The sequence below is a fragment of the Micromonospora sp. NPDC047740 genome, assembly GCF_043204735.1.
GTDB lineage: Bacteria > Actinomycetota > Actinomycetes > Mycobacteriales > Micromonosporaceae > Micromonospora.
Genome location: NZ_JBIDCT010000015.1, coordinates 199,362 through 214,368, shown reverse-complemented (window position 1 = coordinate 214,368; position 15,007 = coordinate 199,362). Strand labels below are relative to the sequence as shown.

The following is a 15,007-nucleotide window of genomic DNA, read 5'->3' as shown; positions in this document are numbered from 1 at the left end:
GCAGTTCCGTGCGACGCACATCGCCGTCCGCGCGGGCGATCGGTGGCAGCTCGCCGGCATTCAGCTCAGCCCGATCGGTGCCTTCCGACCCCCGGCAGGAGACTGACGCTGTGACTCCTCTGACACTTGAAGGCGCCAAGCTTCTCAGGCCGCTTGCGCAGCCTGGCGGGCAAGCTGGTCGGGCATCACCTCCAGGGCAATGACCTGCCAGTCGCGCTCGGCGCACCTGGCCTGGGTCAGTTCGCCGCACCGGGCCACGATCGCGCCGGTCAGCACCGGCAGTGGTACTTCGCGCACCACACCAGGTGCTATCCGAGTCGTGCACCTTACCGGCGCAAACCTTCACTTCCCGACCCACACAGCGGAGATAGATGCTGTTCGCTTTAACCGACGAAGGCCGCTACAAGGAGGAGAGAGCAATGGCCACACGTCTGGGCAGGGTAATCTGCGATATCACGATCTCGGCCGACGGGTTCTCGGCCGGGCTCAACCAGACCGAGGAACGCCCGTTCGGCGACGACGGCGGCGACGGCTCGGGCGACAAGCTGCACGCCTGGATGTTCGACACTCCTGAGGAGAACAGGGCCGAGGTCGACCAGTTTGCTGCCGCCAAAGCATTCATCATGGGGCGCAACATGTTCGGTCCAGTGCGTGGCGAGTGGGATCGGCAGTGGAACGGCTGGTGGGGCGACGACCCGCCGTTCCACGCTCCGGTCTTCGTGCTCACCCACCACGCGCGCGACCCGCAGCCGATGGACGGTGGCACCACGTACTACTTCGTCACGGACGGAATCGAGTCGGGGCTGGCACAGGCACGCGCGGCGGCCGGCGACGGCGATGTCGTGGTCGCTGGCGGCGCGACCACCATTAACGAGTACCTCGCCGCTGGCCTGATCGACGAGGTGCGGCCGCACATTGTGCCGCTCACGCTCGGCGCCGGCACGCGGCTGTTCGAGGGCGTTTCGCCGCTGAAACTCGAACAGGTGAAGTCGCGAGCCGCGACCTCGGTTACGCACGTGACCTACCGCGTGCTGTCCTGAGTTGGAGGGCGGCGTTACACGACAACTGCGGGTTGCAACACCGGGGTAGTCGTCCCTAATGCCGCGTTACCAAGCAGACCGGCCGTCGGGGTGACGGGACGTCGTATCGCGATCGACGCCAACTGGTCCCGGCCCCGAGGAGGAACGCGCCGAGTTTGAACCTGCGCCACGACACGTACTGGCTCTGGCGCCAGGAGGCGCTGCGGATGGACAGACGAAAGGAGCGCCACCGTGCGGCTGAGCATGAGCGTCACCAACTTCTCCTGGCGCGACGAGCGGCAGGGCCTCGGAGAGCACCTTGCCGGGATTGCGGAGGCTGCCGACCACGGCGACATCTACGGCCTCTGGGTAGCCGACCACTTGCTGCAGACCGATCCGTACGGCGCCGGCCCGGGCGAGACCGAGATGCTGGAGGCCTACACCACGCTCGGCTACCTCGCCGCGCGAACCTCGCGCTTACGGCTCGGCACGCTGGTGAGCGCGGTGGCCTTCCGCCCGCCCGCCTTGTTGGTCAAGGCCGTGACCACCCTCGACGTGCTCTCCGGCGGTCGCGCCTTGTTCGGCATCGGCGCCGGCTACCAGAGCGAGGAGTCCGCAGCGATGGGGTTGCCACTGCCGCCCGTATCGGAGCGGTTCGACCGACTGGAGGAGACGCTGCAGATCGCTCTGCAGATGTGGACGGGGGACGCGTCGCCCTACCGCGGTCGGCACTACACGCTGGACGGACCGGTGGGCAGCCCAGCGCCGGTCTCCCGCCCGCACCCGCCGATCCTGATCGGCGGCACTGGGGAGAAGCGAACGTTGCCGCTGGTCGCGCGCTATGCGGACGCCTGCCACGTGTTCGACATCCCCGATGGCGGCAAGACCGTGCGGCACAAGCTCGCCGTGCTGCGCGCGCTGTGCGACGACGTCGGACGGCCGTACGACAAGATCGAGAAGGTGATCGCAACGCGGTTGCAACCCGGCGAGGTTGCGGCCTCCTTCGTGACCCGCTGCGCGACGTTCGCCGACCTGGGCATCGATCACGTCAGCGTCATCACGACCGGGCCATGGACGACCGAAGGCGTCGCCACACTCGTCGAGACGGCGGACCGGATCGCCGGTCTCGGCCCTGCCGCTTCCGCCGGACCGTCCTAACCCTGGGGCCACATGCTCAGGCAACCGTCATGCATTACCACAAGGAGAGGTTGATGAGCGAGTTGCTGCTGCGCGGGGGCCGGCCGTGGGGGGCGACACGGAGGCGGACATCCTGATGCGCGCCGGGGTGCTCGAACAGATTGAGCCGGGTATCCAGGCTCCGAATGCCGAAGTGATCGACGTGTCGGGCCGAGTGGTGCTGCCGGGTCTGATCGAGGCGCACTGCCATCTGGACAAGACCCTGTACGGCGGGGAGTGGGTGCCGCACTCGGCCGGTGATGCCCTTTCAGACCGGATCGACACCGAGCGCCGGCGGCGAGGCGAGCTAGGCGTACCAAACGTGGACAACATCGCCGCCCTGCTAGAGCGGATGGTCGCCGCGGGCACCACATACGTCCGCACCCATACCGATATCGACCCGGCGCTCGGCCTGTCCGGCGTAGAGGCCGTGCAGGCGGCCGTCGACCGGCTGGAGAGCCGGATCACTGTGGAGCAGGTGGCCTTCCCCCAGTACGGCGTGCTCACCAACCCGGGGACCGCCGAACTGCTCGAAGAGGCCCTCAAGAACGGGGTGGGCGTGATCGGCGGGCTGGATCCGGCCGGGATCGACCGGGACCCGGTGCGGCACCTCGACGTGGTGTTCGGACTCGCCGAGAGCTATGGCGCCGGCATCGACATTCACCTTCACGACGGCGGCACCCTCGGAACTTGGCAGCTGGAGTTGATCGCCGAGCGCACCGCGGCCACCGGGCTGGGCGGGCACGTCGCGGTCAGCCACGCCTACGGGCTCGGCCAAGCCGATGAGGTGACCCAGGAACGGCTCGCGGTAAGACTGGCAGAGGCGGGCGTGGCGCTTGTGACAGCAGCGGTCTACGACTTCCCGATGCCGCCGATCAAGAAGCTGCGGGCGGCGGGGGTCACCGTTGCGTGCGGCCACGACGGCATCCGGGATCTATGGGGCCCGTATGGTAGCGGCGACATGCTGGAGCGAGCCATGCATGTGGCATACCGCAGCACGTTCCGCCGTGACGAGGATATCGAGCTGGCGCTGGAGGCGGCCAGCTACGGCGGCGCACAGCTACTGGGGCTGAACGTGTACGGGCTGACGCCGGGCGCGCCGGCCGACCTCGTGGTCGTCGATGCGCGCACCCCGGCCGAGGCGGTCGTCACCCGGCCAGCACGCGACCTCGTGCTCAAAAGGGGACGCGTGGTCGCCAGGGCTGGAGGAGTCGAGTCCGACCGGGCAGCCGGCGCATCAGCCGACGCCAAGGACGGGAATCACCATGCACGATGACATTGCCAGGGTGGTCCCTTCCTCGCGACGACCCGCCAGTCCCTCAGCTTGTTCTCTAACCTCGGCGCATGGCAGCCGTGTCGATCCTTTGTGGTCGGGGCGTGTCCCGTGTGACGGAAGACGGCCACCGTCTGATGATCCTTCGGTTCACCGCTTTTCTGCGGCGCCAGCGAGCCGACCAACATCATCTCGCCCGACACGATCGAAACCAGGCTCCACCTGGCCGATGTATGACGCTACGGCTCCGGCTTGGTCATCCTGCGCAACCAACCAGTCTGATTCCAAGGTGCCGCCCAGCGCCAACAAACTCATTAGCCTGATACTCGTCTAGGGCACTGCCGCCAGGGAGCCACCACCGCGCCGGCCGTCGATTCCCGCTACGTTCGGCGCCGGTTGGCTACCGCGCGGACCAGCATGACCACCCAGCTCACCGCTGCAGGCGCGCCGGCCATGGCAAGCCCGCTGAAGAGCAGCCGGGGCTTGACCCCTGATCTTGGACACGGGTTCATGCCGCTGAAGGCAGCGTAGTTGATGTTGTTCGGGCGGCTTCGAAAGCGATCGGGGATTGGTGTCCGAGCCGGGAGTGGCGGCGGACGGTGTTGTAGCGATGCGATGCCACTGGTACGCCACCACGTGCTCCGGGCCGCGCTCGTGGGCCAGCGCCCGCTCGTTGACCCTGACGAAGGGCGCCAGGCGTTGGATCTCGACCAGCGGCAGGCCGACGCGCCACGCTTGTGCCAGCCGCGCCACCTCGGCCAGGTCATCGGTGCTGCCGGTGAGCAGTTCGACGCCCTGCCCCCACCCGCCTACCGAGAAGTACCGCTCGACGTGACCGACGGAGACGCCCAGCGCCTCCCGCTCCGGCACGACGCTGGCCACCCCCGCATACGACTTCGGGTTGCTCTCGTTGGCTGTCACATCGCCAACATCCACGCCGATCTCGGCGGCGGCTCGTCGCAACGCGGCGGCCAGGCTGCCGACCTCCGGGTAGAGCCACGCCAGCTCGGGGAACTCCGGCTCCAACAGGCGCCCCTCCATGTCACTGCAGGTCAGCGTGCGGCGGTATCGGTCAGCCGAGCAAGTTCCATATCGGCAATCCGGCGCACGGTCGGGTCAGGGTCGCTGACGTACTGGCGGAGGATGTCGGGGGCGGCGTCGGGCGCGAGGCGGCGTGCCGCAACGGCGACGCGCTGGCGGACCACCGGGTCTGGGTCGTTCGCCAGCCCGACCACGAGCGACGCCCAGCGCGAGAGCGCGCTATCGGTGCTGATAAGTGCGCTGATGGTGGCGGCGCGCACTGCCGGCTCGTCGTCTTGCGCCAGCGTCGTGAGCTGCGGCGGTATGCGCTGATCCGAGTCCACCGCCCTCGCGAGCGCCCGAGCGGCCTGGGCTCGCAGCAGCGGGTCCTCATCGCCGGCCATCAGCAGCAGCGCGTCGACCGCCGCCGCTCCGCCGACTGAGCCAAGGGCTTCGAGGGCGTTCTCGCGGACGTGCCGATCGGGGTCGTGCCGCAGCCGCAGCAACGCCGGGGTTGCCTCGACCTTGCGGAGCTGGCCGAGTGCGTACGCGACCATCGACCGTACCCGCGGCACGGGGTCCGCGGCGAGGGCGGCGAGGGGCGCAACCGCGTCGGCCCGGCCGGTGTAGCCGAGCCTGCTGACGGCCGAGATGCGTACCTGATCGTCGAGGTCACGCAGCGCCATGACGAGCACCTGGAATGCTCGGTCATCGTCAGCAGGGTTGGGAATCGAGCCGATCGCCACGGACCTGACCCGCGGGTCGGCGTCGGCCGCGGCTGCGGCCAGCAGTTCGACATCCTGAGCTTCGACCACGAATCCAAGCGCCCACAGCCCTGCCCGGCGTAGTTCGGGGGTGCCGCCAGTGGCCAGGTCCAGCACCGTGCGACGCGCGGCTGCCTTGTTCGTGTGCAAAAGGTCGATGATCTCGCCGGTCAAGCTGTCCTGGTCGTCGCCGAGATCGCGGGCCGATGCGCGCAGCAGCGCCGGGAGCGCAGCCACGCCCTGGATGCCGGCCAGAATGCCGGCGATGAGGTCCCGACCGTAGAAGTTCTGCTCGTCGAGGAACCGGTCGAGCGCCTCGTGTAACCGGGGCACCAAGGTGATGTCCCCGCACGCCGCCAAAGCGGTGAGGGTCGGCGCGATGTCGTCGTAGTCGTCCTCAAGCTCCGTGGCATGCCGGACCACGGCCTCCAACGCTCCAGCACTGTCCATCATCCGCGTCACCATGCCACATGTCGCCGTCGATCCCAGCGCACGTTCCCGGAGACGGCGCTGAACACTGCGGTCGAAGCCGTCACCGCCTGCGCTGATGCACACCCTCTAAACCGTCCTAGGACATCGGCTCAGGGCGGCTAGGGACCTGGCCCACTGGTGCCCTCGACCACGAGCGGCACCCAGTCGAAGATGTGCCACCAGTGCGTACCGACCGTGCCGCGGTAGAGGTCGCCGTTGATGGAGAGCACGACGCGTTCGGGGGATGGTGGCCGCCGGTGGCATCACGTCAGCACTCGGCCCGGCTGCTGGCGGGGCTGTTCTGTTCCTCGGTGTCCCGGCGTTCATCGGCTGGCTAACCCCTTGAGGAGGAGATGCAGACTGTCCGCGGCTAACAGGCCGTACCGGTGTGGTCCGGCATTGTGTCCCCGCCACGAGGTCGTCTGCTCGACATCCCCTTGCGGGCCAACGATTGGCCTCGGGGCCGCTGGCGGCGGGCCAGGCAGCTGGGCTCAGGTTTGGCGGCAGGCGGGGGTCCCGTCATGGGATGCGGTTGTGAGGTTGGATTCAGGGGTGTCGCCGTTCCTGGGAGCAGCCTCGTGAATCCATATGATCGGCTTGCTGGCCTTGACCTGCCGACTTTGCAGGTGTTGGAGGCGGCTTTGGCGCTGGGTGGCGTCGTCGCCGAGGCTGAGGTGTCGGCGTTGGTCGGCGCCGACGCAGTGCCGTACCTGCAGCGTGCCGCCGATGCGGGGTTTGTCGCGCGGCTGCGGGGCCGGCTTGCGGTGAACGGCATCGTGCGAGAGGTCTTCGTCCGTCCGCTGGGTGTGGGCCCGTCGGCTGGGCAACTCGCGGCCGTGTTGAACGTCGATGATCTGAAGGTTGTTGCGAGCAACCTGGGGCTGCCGACGAAGGGCCGCAAGGCGGACCTGCTGGAGGCGGTGGCGGAGTTTTTCTCGACACGGACAACGTGCACGATCTCGTCAAGCGGATGCCCGCCGCGACGCGGGCGGTGTTGGAGGAGGCTGATCGCGACGGTGGACTGATCCGTCGCTACGGCGGCAGCTCCGTCGCTACGGCGGCAGCGGCATCGCGCACCGCATTCGGTATCCGAGCCACTATCGTCAGGTGCATCCGCTGGACTGGGCCGAGGAGCATGGGCTGGTCTACCGCGTGACCTGGGAGGACTATCAGCTGGCGGGTCAGGTCGCGATCGCTTTGCGAGGAGCCGACTACCTGCGCCGTTCCAGCCGCAGGAACCGCCGGTAGCCTGGCACACACCGGATCCCACGGCAGTGCGCCGCGACGCCCAAGCGCAGGGCATCGCCGCAGTCGGGCTGCTGTCGGCGCTGCTGGACGGGGCTGGACGTGAGCCGCTGGCAACGGTGAAGGCCGGCGGCGTCGGCGTGCGCGAGCTGACTCGGACAGCGAGGACGCTTGGTGTGGCCATTGCGACCGTGCGGCTGCTGCTCGCGGTCGCCGTGAAGGCCGGGCTGGCCGCACTCGACGAACGCGTGATCCCGACGGGCGCGTACGATCGCTGGCTCAAGCTCGGTCTGGACCGGCGGCTGGCGGTGATCCTGAAGGCGTGGCGCGAGCTGGACTGTCTGCCGTCGACGCAGACCGGCCCGTGGGTGCCGGACTACGATGAAGCGTGGTCTGCGCACGCCCGGATGGCCGTGCTGCGGGCGTTTGGTGACCGGGCCGCGCCGGACCTCGAGCAGGCGGCGCATTGGATGTGGTGGGGGCAGCCGCTGGCCTTCGGCGACGCCACGGCGGCGCGCGGTTTGCTGGAGGAGGCCGCGACCTTGGGGGTTCTCGGCGCGGGCGCGATCAGCCCCGCCGGGCAGGCGCTGCTGGCCGGCAAGGACATCGTCAAGGCTGTCGGCGACCTGGGGGATCTCGCCCGCACCGCCCGGCTGCAGGCCGACCTGACCGTGGTCGTGACCGGAACACCAGGTCCGGAACTGGCGGAGCTGCTCGACGCGGCCGCCGTCGTAGAGTCCCGCGGCACGGCCACGACCTGGCGCTTCAGCCCAGCATCTGTACGCGGAGCGTACGACGCAGGCTGGACCGAGCGCAGCCTGACGAAAGCCCTAACGAAAGTCGCCGACGGCGGACTGCCGCAACCGCTGGTCTACCTGCTGGCCGACGTCGCCCGCCAGCACGGGTCGGTACGGGTCGCACCCGCGGCCAGCACTCTGGTCAGCGACGACACCGCGCTGCTGGCTCAGATCTGCGCCGACAAACGGCTGGGCAAGCTCAACTTGCGTCTGCTCGCCCCGACCGTGCTGGCCAGCCAAGCCACCACGGCTGACACGATGGCCGCCCTGCGCAAGGCCGGCTACGCGCCACGCCAGCAAGACGCCGACGGCCGCGACGTCATCGAGCGAGCCCGCCGCCACCGCGTTTGACGCTGGAGAGCAGATGTTGATCGTACGGGCAACCAAGAAGCTCCTCGACCACACCAACCCGCCTCGGGCTGTTGACGGAGACCAAGACACCACGCTGCTCGGCCCGTGGTACGCCACCGCGCTGTGGTGGCGGCCCCGGCTGGCACTTCTGGTGAATGAACGCACCCTATTACCGGTCCTGCTGCCGCTGGCACCGGCACGCTCCCTGCCCGCCCGCATCCCCGACGAGATCGCGGCGGTGCTCGACGCCCACCAAGTGCCCAAGGCCGTCATCGCCGACGAGCTACTGAACATGCGCGAATGCCGCTTCGCCACGACCGCCAACCGCAGCGTCGTCGGGATCATGAACGAGTTCACCAAGCTCGCCGAGATCTACGCCGATTCAGCCCGCCCCAACCTCGTCGCACTGTCGCTGCGGCTGGCCATGACGCCCTGCAGCCCCCTGTACAGCAGAAACGTGAGCCCCGATCGCGAACTGGCAGCACTGGTACGGTCCATCGCCTCCTGATCAAGGCTGAGGCGGGTCACCGGCAAAATCCATCCCGGTTCGCCGCTGTCGGCGTAGCGGCGAACCTGAGAAGACGGAAGCCGTAGGCGGGCCGGCATGCACGAGCACGGCCGGGCCCGCCGCGGAGCTGTAGTGCGCCGGATCGGGCCAGCCGCCGGCCTGGGCGTGATCAATTTCGCGGCGCCGCCGGTTGGGCAGGCTGGAGATCAGCTATCCCCGCTGATCGGTTGACTGCTGATCAGGGAGGAGACTGCTCCAGACGTATACCCACGGCGGGCCGCCGCCGGCGATCGACTCCAGCGCGTACACGCCGTTCATATCCGCGTCGAGCAGCTCGCCGCCGTACTCGATCCACAACCAGGTCTGATCGATCATTGCAGGGGGCACACCGTCCTCGTCGACCGGCACCAGGACAGAGCGGCCGTCCACCGGCCCGCCGACGCACGGTACGTCGATCTTCGCCCACATGTTTTGATCATCGGCCGAGACCTGGCGCCACCGGGCGTGTTCCGCCAATTGGGCGTGTATCCATACCCATTGCCGGCCATCGTCGCGCACGAGAACGCCCGTGTCGCCAAATCGACCTGCGTGACACTTCCCCCCATCCCGGCGGCACGGGATCAATAGCTGCCGAGGCTGACCTCGCTCATCGACCCGCCTGGTCCCATCCGGAACATCCGTGGTGGGCCCATGGCCGTAGTCGAAAAATCCTGCGGCCGATGTCGAACGGTCGCCGCCAGGTTCGACCCCTGGGCAGAGACGAGCCGGCCGGGTCATCGGCGGGCCGATGAAGACCAAGGGAGTGGATCGATGACGAAGGTTACGACCGGGGCGACCATGTCGCTGGACGGCTACATCGCCGACGCGTCGCACGGCGGGTTCGAATACCTCTTCCAGTGGTACAACAACGGCGACGTCGAGACGCCGACTGCCACACCCGGAATGACGCTGCGCACCTCCGCGGCGAGCGCGAAACACCTGCGCGACCTGACCGAACGGACGGGAGCGCTGGTGGTCGGCCGACGGCTGTTCGACATGACCCACGGCTGGGGCGGCCGGCACCCCATGGACGTACCCGTGGTCGTCGTCACCCACACCGTCCCCGACGGCTGGGAACGCGAGAACGACTCGTTCGTGTTCGTCACCGACGGCATCGAGCACGCGATCGACACCGCCAAGGCCATCGCCGGCAGCAAGGAGGTCGGCGTCAACGGCGGCACCATCGCCGCGCAGGTCCTCGAAGCCGGCCTACTCGACGAGGTCCACGTCGACCTCGTCCCGGTCCTGCTCGGCGACGGCATCCCCTTCTTCACCGGCCTGAAGATCACCCCCGTCCAACTGGACGGGCCCACGAGTGTCGTCGAGGGCAACGGCGTCACCCACCTCGCCTACCGCGTACGCAAGGCGGGGTGACATCGCCGGGTCCGGCGATCCCCCGGCGCGGCCCTCACCCGAAGCGCCCCCACCAGAGGCGGGGGCGCTCGCGGTGACGACTGGGGCAGGGCCGGCTATCGGGCCAGGACAACCACGACCGTGGCGATGCATCCGATCATCACGGCCGTGCCGCCCAGGGCGCGACGGGTCGTCCCGGCCCCGCGTACGGGCCGGGTGTACCGGACGACCGCGTGCCGGTCGGGGCGCGGTGCTCGCCCGGCGGGCGCTGCTCGCCGCCGGCGCGGCCGTGGTCTTGCCGCCAAGGGAGTCACCTCCCTGGCCCTCAACCACGACGGCCACTACGCCATCTCCGGCGGCAGCGACGGCGTACATTGAGCCCTTTTCATCCTGAGTAGCGGCTGGTCTCGACGCGGTGTAGGACGAGGATGGCCTGCACGATCGCGGTCGCGCGGCTGGGGCAACAGCGCAGTTTGGCCAGGAGCTTCCAGGTCTTGAGCGTGGCGATGGCTCGCTCGCCGCAGGCGCGGATACGGGCATGGCTGCGGTTGACGGCCTTCTGGCGGCGGGACAGTTTCGGTCGGTAGCGGTGGCGCTTGAACGGCGTGCGGGTCGCCGGCTCCTTGGTAGCTCTTGTCCGCGAACGTCATCACGTCGGCGCTGGCCAGCGCGTCGATGATGCCGTGAACGCGGGCGGCGCTCAGGTCATGGGTGGCGCCGGGCAGCGCTGGCGAGGCCCAGACCAGGCGTCCTGCCGCGTCCGCGATGACCTGCACGTTCACGCCGTGCCGCCGGTGTTTGCCGCAGTAGTAGGGCTTCTGGTCGGCGACCCGGTCGATCGGGATCAGCGTGCCGTCGAGGATCGCGTATGCCAGCTTGCGGATGCGGTCCATCGCGGTGGTCAGGTCGTCGGCGGCTGCGGCGAGCAGGTCGACGGCTTCGCGGACGTAGCGCCAGGCGGTGGCGACGCCGATGCCGAACCCGGCGGCGAGGCGGGTGTAGGTGTCGCCGTTGTGCAGGTGGGTGAGGGTGAGCAGGGCTTGCCGGCCGGGGTCGAGACGCCGCCACCGGGATCGACGCTGCCGGCGGTGGTTACGGACAAGCTCGGCGAGGTGGTTCAGGGTTCGATTGGACAGCGGGATCGTGGCGGGGTAAGACAGCACGTCGAGGCTCCCGGTCGGGGCATCGGATCTTGGTCGATTGCTCTTCTACCTGGAGCCTCGCCCTCATCGACTACGATCTCCGGAATGCGTGGTGCTTCCAACCCGATCGCGTTGGTGACCGGGGCGAATCGCGGTATCGGGTTCGAGGTCGTCAAGCAGCTTGGACGGCTGGGATACGTGCCGATCGTGGCGTCGCGTGATCGCGGGCTGGGCGCAGCCGCCGTCGAGCGGCTGGCTGCCGATGGCGTGGCGGCCGGGTGTGTCGAGCTCGACGTCACCGACGAGGTGACGGTACAGGCGGCCGCCGAGTGGATCGACCGCCGGTACGGGCGGCTGGACGCGCTGGTCAACAACGCGGCGATCGCGGTCGACGATGTGCCGCCCAGCCGTCTGCCGGTCAATTCGTTCCGGCGCACATTGGAGACGAATGTGATCGGCGTGTTCGCCGTGACGACCGCGATGCTTCCGTTGCTGCGGACCGCGGCCAGCGGCCGCATCGTCAACATGTCGTCTGGATCAGGGTCGCTGGCTCTGACCAGCGCCGCTGACTGGCCGCAGGAATGGAACGCTGCCGCCTACCCGACATCGAAGTCGGCGGTCAACGCGCTGACCGTGCAGTTCGCCATCGAGCTGCGAGGCACCGCCATCAAGGTCAACTCGGTCGATCCTGGATATACGCTGACGGAGATGTCACCCGGCGCGACTCGGACCGCCGCCGAGGCAGCCGCGGTCGTGGTGCGGTTCGCAACGTTGGACGAGGACGGACCCACGGGCGGATTCTTCAACGCCGAGGGCCCTCTCCCCTGGTAAGAGCCGCACTCAATAGGTGCTTATCAACTAAATCGTGGACGGCGCCGCGTCCGCGACGACGCGCAGTCCGGATCGCTGCAGTCCCGGACACCGTTGGCAGCGTCGTGCGATGGGAGGTCGCGCTCGATCAGGACGGCAAACGTGCACTCATCGCTCAGGGCAACGATCCCGTCCCCGTAGGCGAGGCGAACCCTCCGCGCTCAGAGGTGCAACTGTGGGCGCTTGACAATTTGACCGGCTTCCCCCGATTTCTCTCACCAACTGAGGTGCGGGTCCGTGGTATCGGACCGCCGTGCACCGTCCGGCGCGTCGCAGAGCACCGACGACCCGTCGCCGGGGGGATACGGACATCCCCTACGCGACGGGTCGGCGGTACCTACGCGACCGGTGGAGTCACTCGCCCTTCGACGGGTAGGCGGCGTCCACCTCGACCTCGACCAGCCAACCGTTGACCGGCAGGTTCTCGATCTCGAGCGCGAACCGCGACGGCCGGGCGGGGTTGACCACCATCGGCGTGGCCGGGGCGGCCGACCCGAGCGGCACGAGCACCGGCTTGCCGGTCGACAGGCTGGTGTTGGCGAAGAACTGACGGTAGGCCCGGTTCCAGCCGTTGAAGTCCATCCGCTCCTGGCCGGCGGGGTTCTGGAGGAACACCCGCATGGAGATGACGTCGTCGTAGGACAGGCCCGCCTTCGCCAGGTTCTCCCCGATGCGGCGCAGCACGTTGATGCCCTGCGCCTCGGTGATGGTCACGCCGGGCGGCAGCACACCGCCCGAAAACACCTCGGTGTCGATGTAGCGCGCCTCCGAGCCGGCCGGCGCGGCCGTGTTCAGGGCCGCCGGGCCGAGGCCGCTGGTCTTGTAGATCGCCGTGCCCTTACCGATGGCCACCCCGTCGGCGATCATCGGGTTGTCCTGTCCGGCGGGGAGCACGCTGAGCGTGGTACCGGGCCGTGGCGGGAAGAGCCCTCCGGCGGCGGCAACCGTCGGGATGGCGAGGAGAACGGCGGCGGCTGGGATGAGGATGCCGAGTCGGCGCACTGCGGGGGCCTTTCTGTTGCTGCGGATGCCGGGGGTGACGGCGGGCGTGCTCACGCGGCCGTGACCCGGGCGTGGATGGACTCGACGGCGACGCGGGCGGAGACCATCGCGCCGTGCTGCCACGCGATGGCGTGGCTGAGGTGGTCGCCGGCGAAGTAGACGTTCCCGGTCGGCTCCAGGAGACTGCGGTACCCCGCGCCCGTCTGGCCTCCGACCGCGCCGGGCCAACCGACCCACGCACCCTCGGAGAACGGCGTGGAGGCCCAGTCCTGGGAGAAGGACGCGGTGATGCCCTTGCCGTACACGTCGCCGAAGATCTTCTTGCCCTGCGTGACCGCCTCCGCGAGCCGCTGCGGCGGGGTGAGGTTGCCGTAGAAGTTGGCGTTCGCGCCGGTGTTGTAGTAGCCGATCATCGTGCCCCGGTCGCCGTGGTAGCCGTACGACGGGTGCCACATGTTCGCGAGGTTGGTGTTGGCGTTGGTGATGCCGCCGTAGATGCGGAAGTCCTCCTCCCACCACCGGCGGTCGTACTCGATGCCGATCTTGCCGGCGTTGGTGACGCTCACCGACCCGAGCGCGGTGACGACCGCGGTGGGCAGGTTGGACTTGATCTTCGCGGCGATGTGCGGAGGCATGGCGTTGATCGCAAAGTCGCCGGTGATCTTCTTCGTACCGCTCGGGGTCGTGTAGACGACCTCGACGCCGTCGGCCGTGTTGTTGTACTCGACGATCCGGGCGTTGTAGCGCAGTCGACCGCCACCAATCGCCTTGGCGAAGGCGTAGGCGATCCGGTCCATCCCGCCGACCGGCTGGTACATCATCATCGCCTGGTCGAAGCCCATCTCGAACGAGAAGTAGTTGCCCAGCGTCGAGGCGAAGAGGTCGGACATCGCGTACTGCGGGATGGGCGTGCCCGCCTCCAGACCGGCGCCCGGCTGCGGGTCGTAGCCACGACGCCCGCCGCCGTTGTACTTGAAGCTGGCCGCCGGGTCACCCGCGACCCGGTTCCCGATGGCGCCGAAGCTGCGCAGGTAGGTGAGCAGCCGCTCCTTGTCCTCGGCGGTGAGGTACTGGTCGAGCGACCCCTGGTCGGTGGCCTTCGCGAGCAGCTCGGCCGTGTAACCGTAGGCGTCCGCCTTGGCGGCCCGATGGCGGACCGGAACGCCGTTGAGGGCACCCGGCACGTTCTCGCGGTAGAGGAACGCGTCGGCGTTCTGGTTGGTGAAGACCTCGATCGGGACGCCGAGTTCCTTGCAGTAGTCCAGCGTCACGTGCATCTGGGGGATGCGCCCGGGGCCCGCGTTCATGTACTGGTCCTTGGCGAAGGTCGCCTTCTGGGTCTGACCCTTCAGGTCGGTGTAGGTGTCCCCGCCCCGCACGGTCCAGTTACGGCCACCGGGCCGGTCGCGGCCTTCCAGGATGGTGACGTCGTAGCCGCCCTTGAGCAGCTCGTACGCCGCGGTGAGGCCGGCGATGCCGCCGCCCATCACGATGACCGTCTTCCTGCCGTGCCGGCCGAGGTCGCTCTTCTTCAACGGTGTGAACGGGGGTGTCTCCGCCGCATGGGCGCTCGTCAGGCCGAGCGCGCCCATGCTGTGCAACATGACGCCGGCGCCGCCGGCGATGCCGACGCGGCGAAGGAAGTCCCTGCGGGTCTGGCTCAAGTCAAGCCTCCGGGGGTGCGGGTTGGTGATCACCCAGGACGCTAGGAACCCCTCGTAAAGCTGGTGAATCGCGAATGAGTCGGCCGCGTCACGTACTGGCTGGTAGATCGCCAGTTTGATTGCGAGGCCGGGCCGACTCGACCAGCGCGAGGACGCTCGACCGCGCTGCGGCCGAGCAGCAGGTCAAGCGGGGTACGGCACCGGCTGAGCGCAGGCAAGGACCACGACGCCCGGCAGGAAAATCGGCAACTGCCGCTCTCGGAGCACGGCATGGCAGCGTGGGTAGGGTCCTGTCCACGGCAGCCTGGGTACG

15 protein-coding genes and 1 pseudogene are annotated in these 15,007 nt (G+C 68.7%); 9 read left to right on the top strand and 7 right to left on the bottom strand.

What is annotated here, in order from left to right; genetic code table 11:
• Positions 1 to 144 precede the first annotated feature (144 nt).
• Complete coding sequence (locus ACGF4F_RS26710) at positions 145 to 297, bottom strand: hypothetical protein (protein ID WP_393081416.1); 153 nt, start codon at positions 295 to 297, stop codon at positions 145 to 147.
• A gap of 122 nt (positions 298 to 419) precedes the next feature.
• On the opposite strand from ACGF4F_RS26710, the gene ACGF4F_RS26705 reads away from it, so the two are divergent.
• From ACGF4F_RS26705 to ACGF4F_RS26695, 3 genes are all read left to right on the top strand, one after another.
• Entirely contained in the window at positions 420 to 1,040 is a 621-nt protein-coding gene (locus tag ACGF4F_RS26705) for a dihydrofolate reductase family protein (protein WP_393081413.1), read from the top strand.
• Positions 1,041 to 1,271: 231 nt separating this feature from the next.
• Positions 1,272 to 2,177 carry an LLM class F420-dependent oxidoreductase gene (locus tag ACGF4F_RS26700; protein ID WP_393081410.1) on the top strand — a complete coding sequence of 302 codons (906 nt, stop codon included), beginning with the start codon at positions 1,272 to 1,274 and terminating at the stop codon, positions 2,175 to 2,177.
• Between the two features lie 85 nt (positions 2,178 to 2,262).
• Positions 2,263 to 3,471: an amidohydrolase gene (locus ACGF4F_RS26695; protein WP_393081407.1), complete on the top strand. Its 1,209-nt coding sequence runs from the start codon at positions 2,263 to 2,265 to the stop codon at positions 3,469 to 3,471.
• 327 nt (positions 3,472 to 3,798) lie between these two features.
• Here the strand turns inward: ACGF4F_RS26695 and ACGF4F_RS26690 are convergent, their stop codons facing one another.
• Positions 3,799 to 4,509, bottom strand: a complete 711-nt coding sequence (locus ACGF4F_RS26690) for a hypothetical protein (RefSeq protein ID WP_393081403.1) — start codon at positions 4,507 to 4,509, stop codon at positions 3,799 to 3,801.
• 11 nt (positions 4,510 to 4,520) lie between these two features.
• On the bottom strand, positions 4,521 to 5,807 hold the full coding sequence (locus tag ACGF4F_RS26685) for a HEAT repeat domain-containing protein (protein ID WP_393081400.1): 1,287 nt from the start codon (positions 5,805 to 5,807) through the stop codon (positions 4,521 to 4,523).
• A 494-nt stretch (positions 5,808 to 6,301) separates the two neighbouring features.
• Between ACGF4F_RS26685 and ACGF4F_RS26680 the strand changes: the two genes are divergently transcribed.
• From ACGF4F_RS26680 to ACGF4F_RS26665, 4 genes are all read left to right on the top strand, one after another.
• A complete protein-coding gene (locus ACGF4F_RS26680) occupies positions 6,302 to 6,748 on the top strand; it encodes an SAP domain-containing protein (RefSeq protein WP_393081397.1) in 447 nt (148 codons plus the stop codon).
• 82 nt (positions 6,749 to 6,830) lie between these two features.
• Positions 6,831 to 6,971, top strand: coding sequence for a hypothetical protein (locus ACGF4F_RS26675; protein WP_393081395.1), 141 nt, complete (start codon positions 6,831 to 6,833; stop codon positions 6,969 to 6,971).
• A gap of 26 nt (positions 6,972 to 6,997) precedes the next feature.
• Positions 6,998 to 8,116: a helicase-associated domain-containing protein gene (locus ACGF4F_RS26670; RefSeq protein ID WP_393081392.1), complete on the top strand. Its 1,119-nt coding sequence runs from the start codon at positions 6,998 to 7,000 to the stop codon at positions 8,114 to 8,116.
• A 13-nt stretch (positions 8,117 to 8,129) separates the two neighbouring features.
• Positions 8,130 to 8,624, top strand: a complete 495-nt coding sequence (locus ACGF4F_RS26665; RefSeq protein WP_393081389.1) for a DUF6933 domain-containing protein — start codon at positions 8,130 to 8,132, stop codon at positions 8,622 to 8,624.
• Between the two features lie 210 nt (positions 8,625 to 8,834).
• On the opposite strand, the gene ACGF4F_RS26660 is transcribed toward ACGF4F_RS26665, so the two are convergent.
• Positions 8,835 to 9,092, bottom strand: coding sequence for a hypothetical protein (locus ACGF4F_RS26660; RefSeq protein WP_393081386.1), 258 nt, complete (start codon positions 9,090 to 9,092; stop codon positions 8,835 to 8,837).
• A gap of 342 nt (positions 9,093 to 9,434) precedes the next feature.
• Here ACGF4F_RS26660 and ACGF4F_RS26655 point away from each other — a divergent pair, with 342 nt between their 5' ends.
• Positions 9,435 to 10,037, top strand: coding sequence for a dihydrofolate reductase family protein (locus ACGF4F_RS26655; RefSeq protein ID WP_393081383.1), 603 nt, complete (start codon positions 9,435 to 9,437; stop codon positions 10,035 to 10,037).
• Positions 10,038 to 10,401: 364 nt separating this feature from the next.
• On the opposite strand, the pseudogene ACGF4F_RS26650 reads toward ACGF4F_RS26655, so the two are convergent.
• Positions 10,402 to 11,179: pseudogene (locus tag ACGF4F_RS26650) on the bottom strand (transposase family protein).
• A gap of 84 nt (positions 11,180 to 11,263) precedes the next feature.
• Between ACGF4F_RS26650 and ACGF4F_RS26645 the strand changes: the two are divergent.
• A complete protein-coding gene (locus ACGF4F_RS26645) occupies positions 11,264 to 11,989 on the top strand; it encodes an SDR family NAD(P)-dependent oxidoreductase (protein ID WP_357447824.1) in 726 nt (241 codons plus the stop codon).
• Between the two features lie 393 nt (positions 11,990 to 12,382).
• On the opposite strand, the gene ACGF4F_RS26640 is transcribed toward ACGF4F_RS26645, so the two are convergent.
• Together ACGF4F_RS26640 and ACGF4F_RS26635 are read right to left on the bottom strand one after the other, a co-directional pair.
• Complete coding sequence (locus ACGF4F_RS26640) at positions 12,383 to 13,084, bottom strand: Rid family hydrolase (RefSeq protein ID WP_393081379.1); 702 nt, start codon at positions 13,082 to 13,084, stop codon at positions 12,383 to 12,385.
• Entirely contained in the window at positions 13,081 to 14,694 is a 1,614-nt protein-coding gene (locus ACGF4F_RS26635; protein WP_393081376.1) for a flavin monoamine oxidase family protein, read from the bottom strand. Before ACGF4F_RS26635 ends, ACGF4F_RS26640 begins: the two co-directional genes overlap by 4 nt.
• Positions 14,695 to 15,007: the final 313 nt, after the last annotated feature.

What these genes read in the sequence shown, in the direction of transcription:
- ACGF4F_RS26705 (WP_393081413.1), top strand. Translation starts at nt 420, where the DNA reads ATGGCCACACGTCTGGGCAGGGTAATCTGCGATATCACGATCTCGGCC.
- ACGF4F_RS26690 (WP_393081403.1), bottom strand. Translation starts at nt 4,509, where the DNA reads ATGGAGGGGCGCCTGTTGGAGCCGGAGTTCCCCGAGCTGGCGTGGCTC.
- ACGF4F_RS26665 (WP_393081389.1), top strand. Translation starts at nt 8,130, where the DNA reads ATGTTGATCGTACGGGCAACCAAGAAGCTCCTCGACCACACCAACCCG.
- ACGF4F_RS26660 (WP_393081386.1), bottom strand. Translation starts at nt 9,092, where the DNA reads ATGTGGGCGAAGATCGACGTACCGTGCGTCGGCGGGCCGGTGGACGGC.
- ACGF4F_RS26655 (WP_393081383.1), top strand. Translation starts at nt 9,435, where the DNA reads ATGACGAAGGTTACGACCGGGGCGACCATGTCGCTGGACGGCTACATC.
- ACGF4F_RS26645 (WP_357447824.1), top strand. Translation starts at nt 11,264, where the DNA reads ATGCGTGGTGCTTCCAACCCGATCGCGTTGGTGACCGGGGCGAATCGC.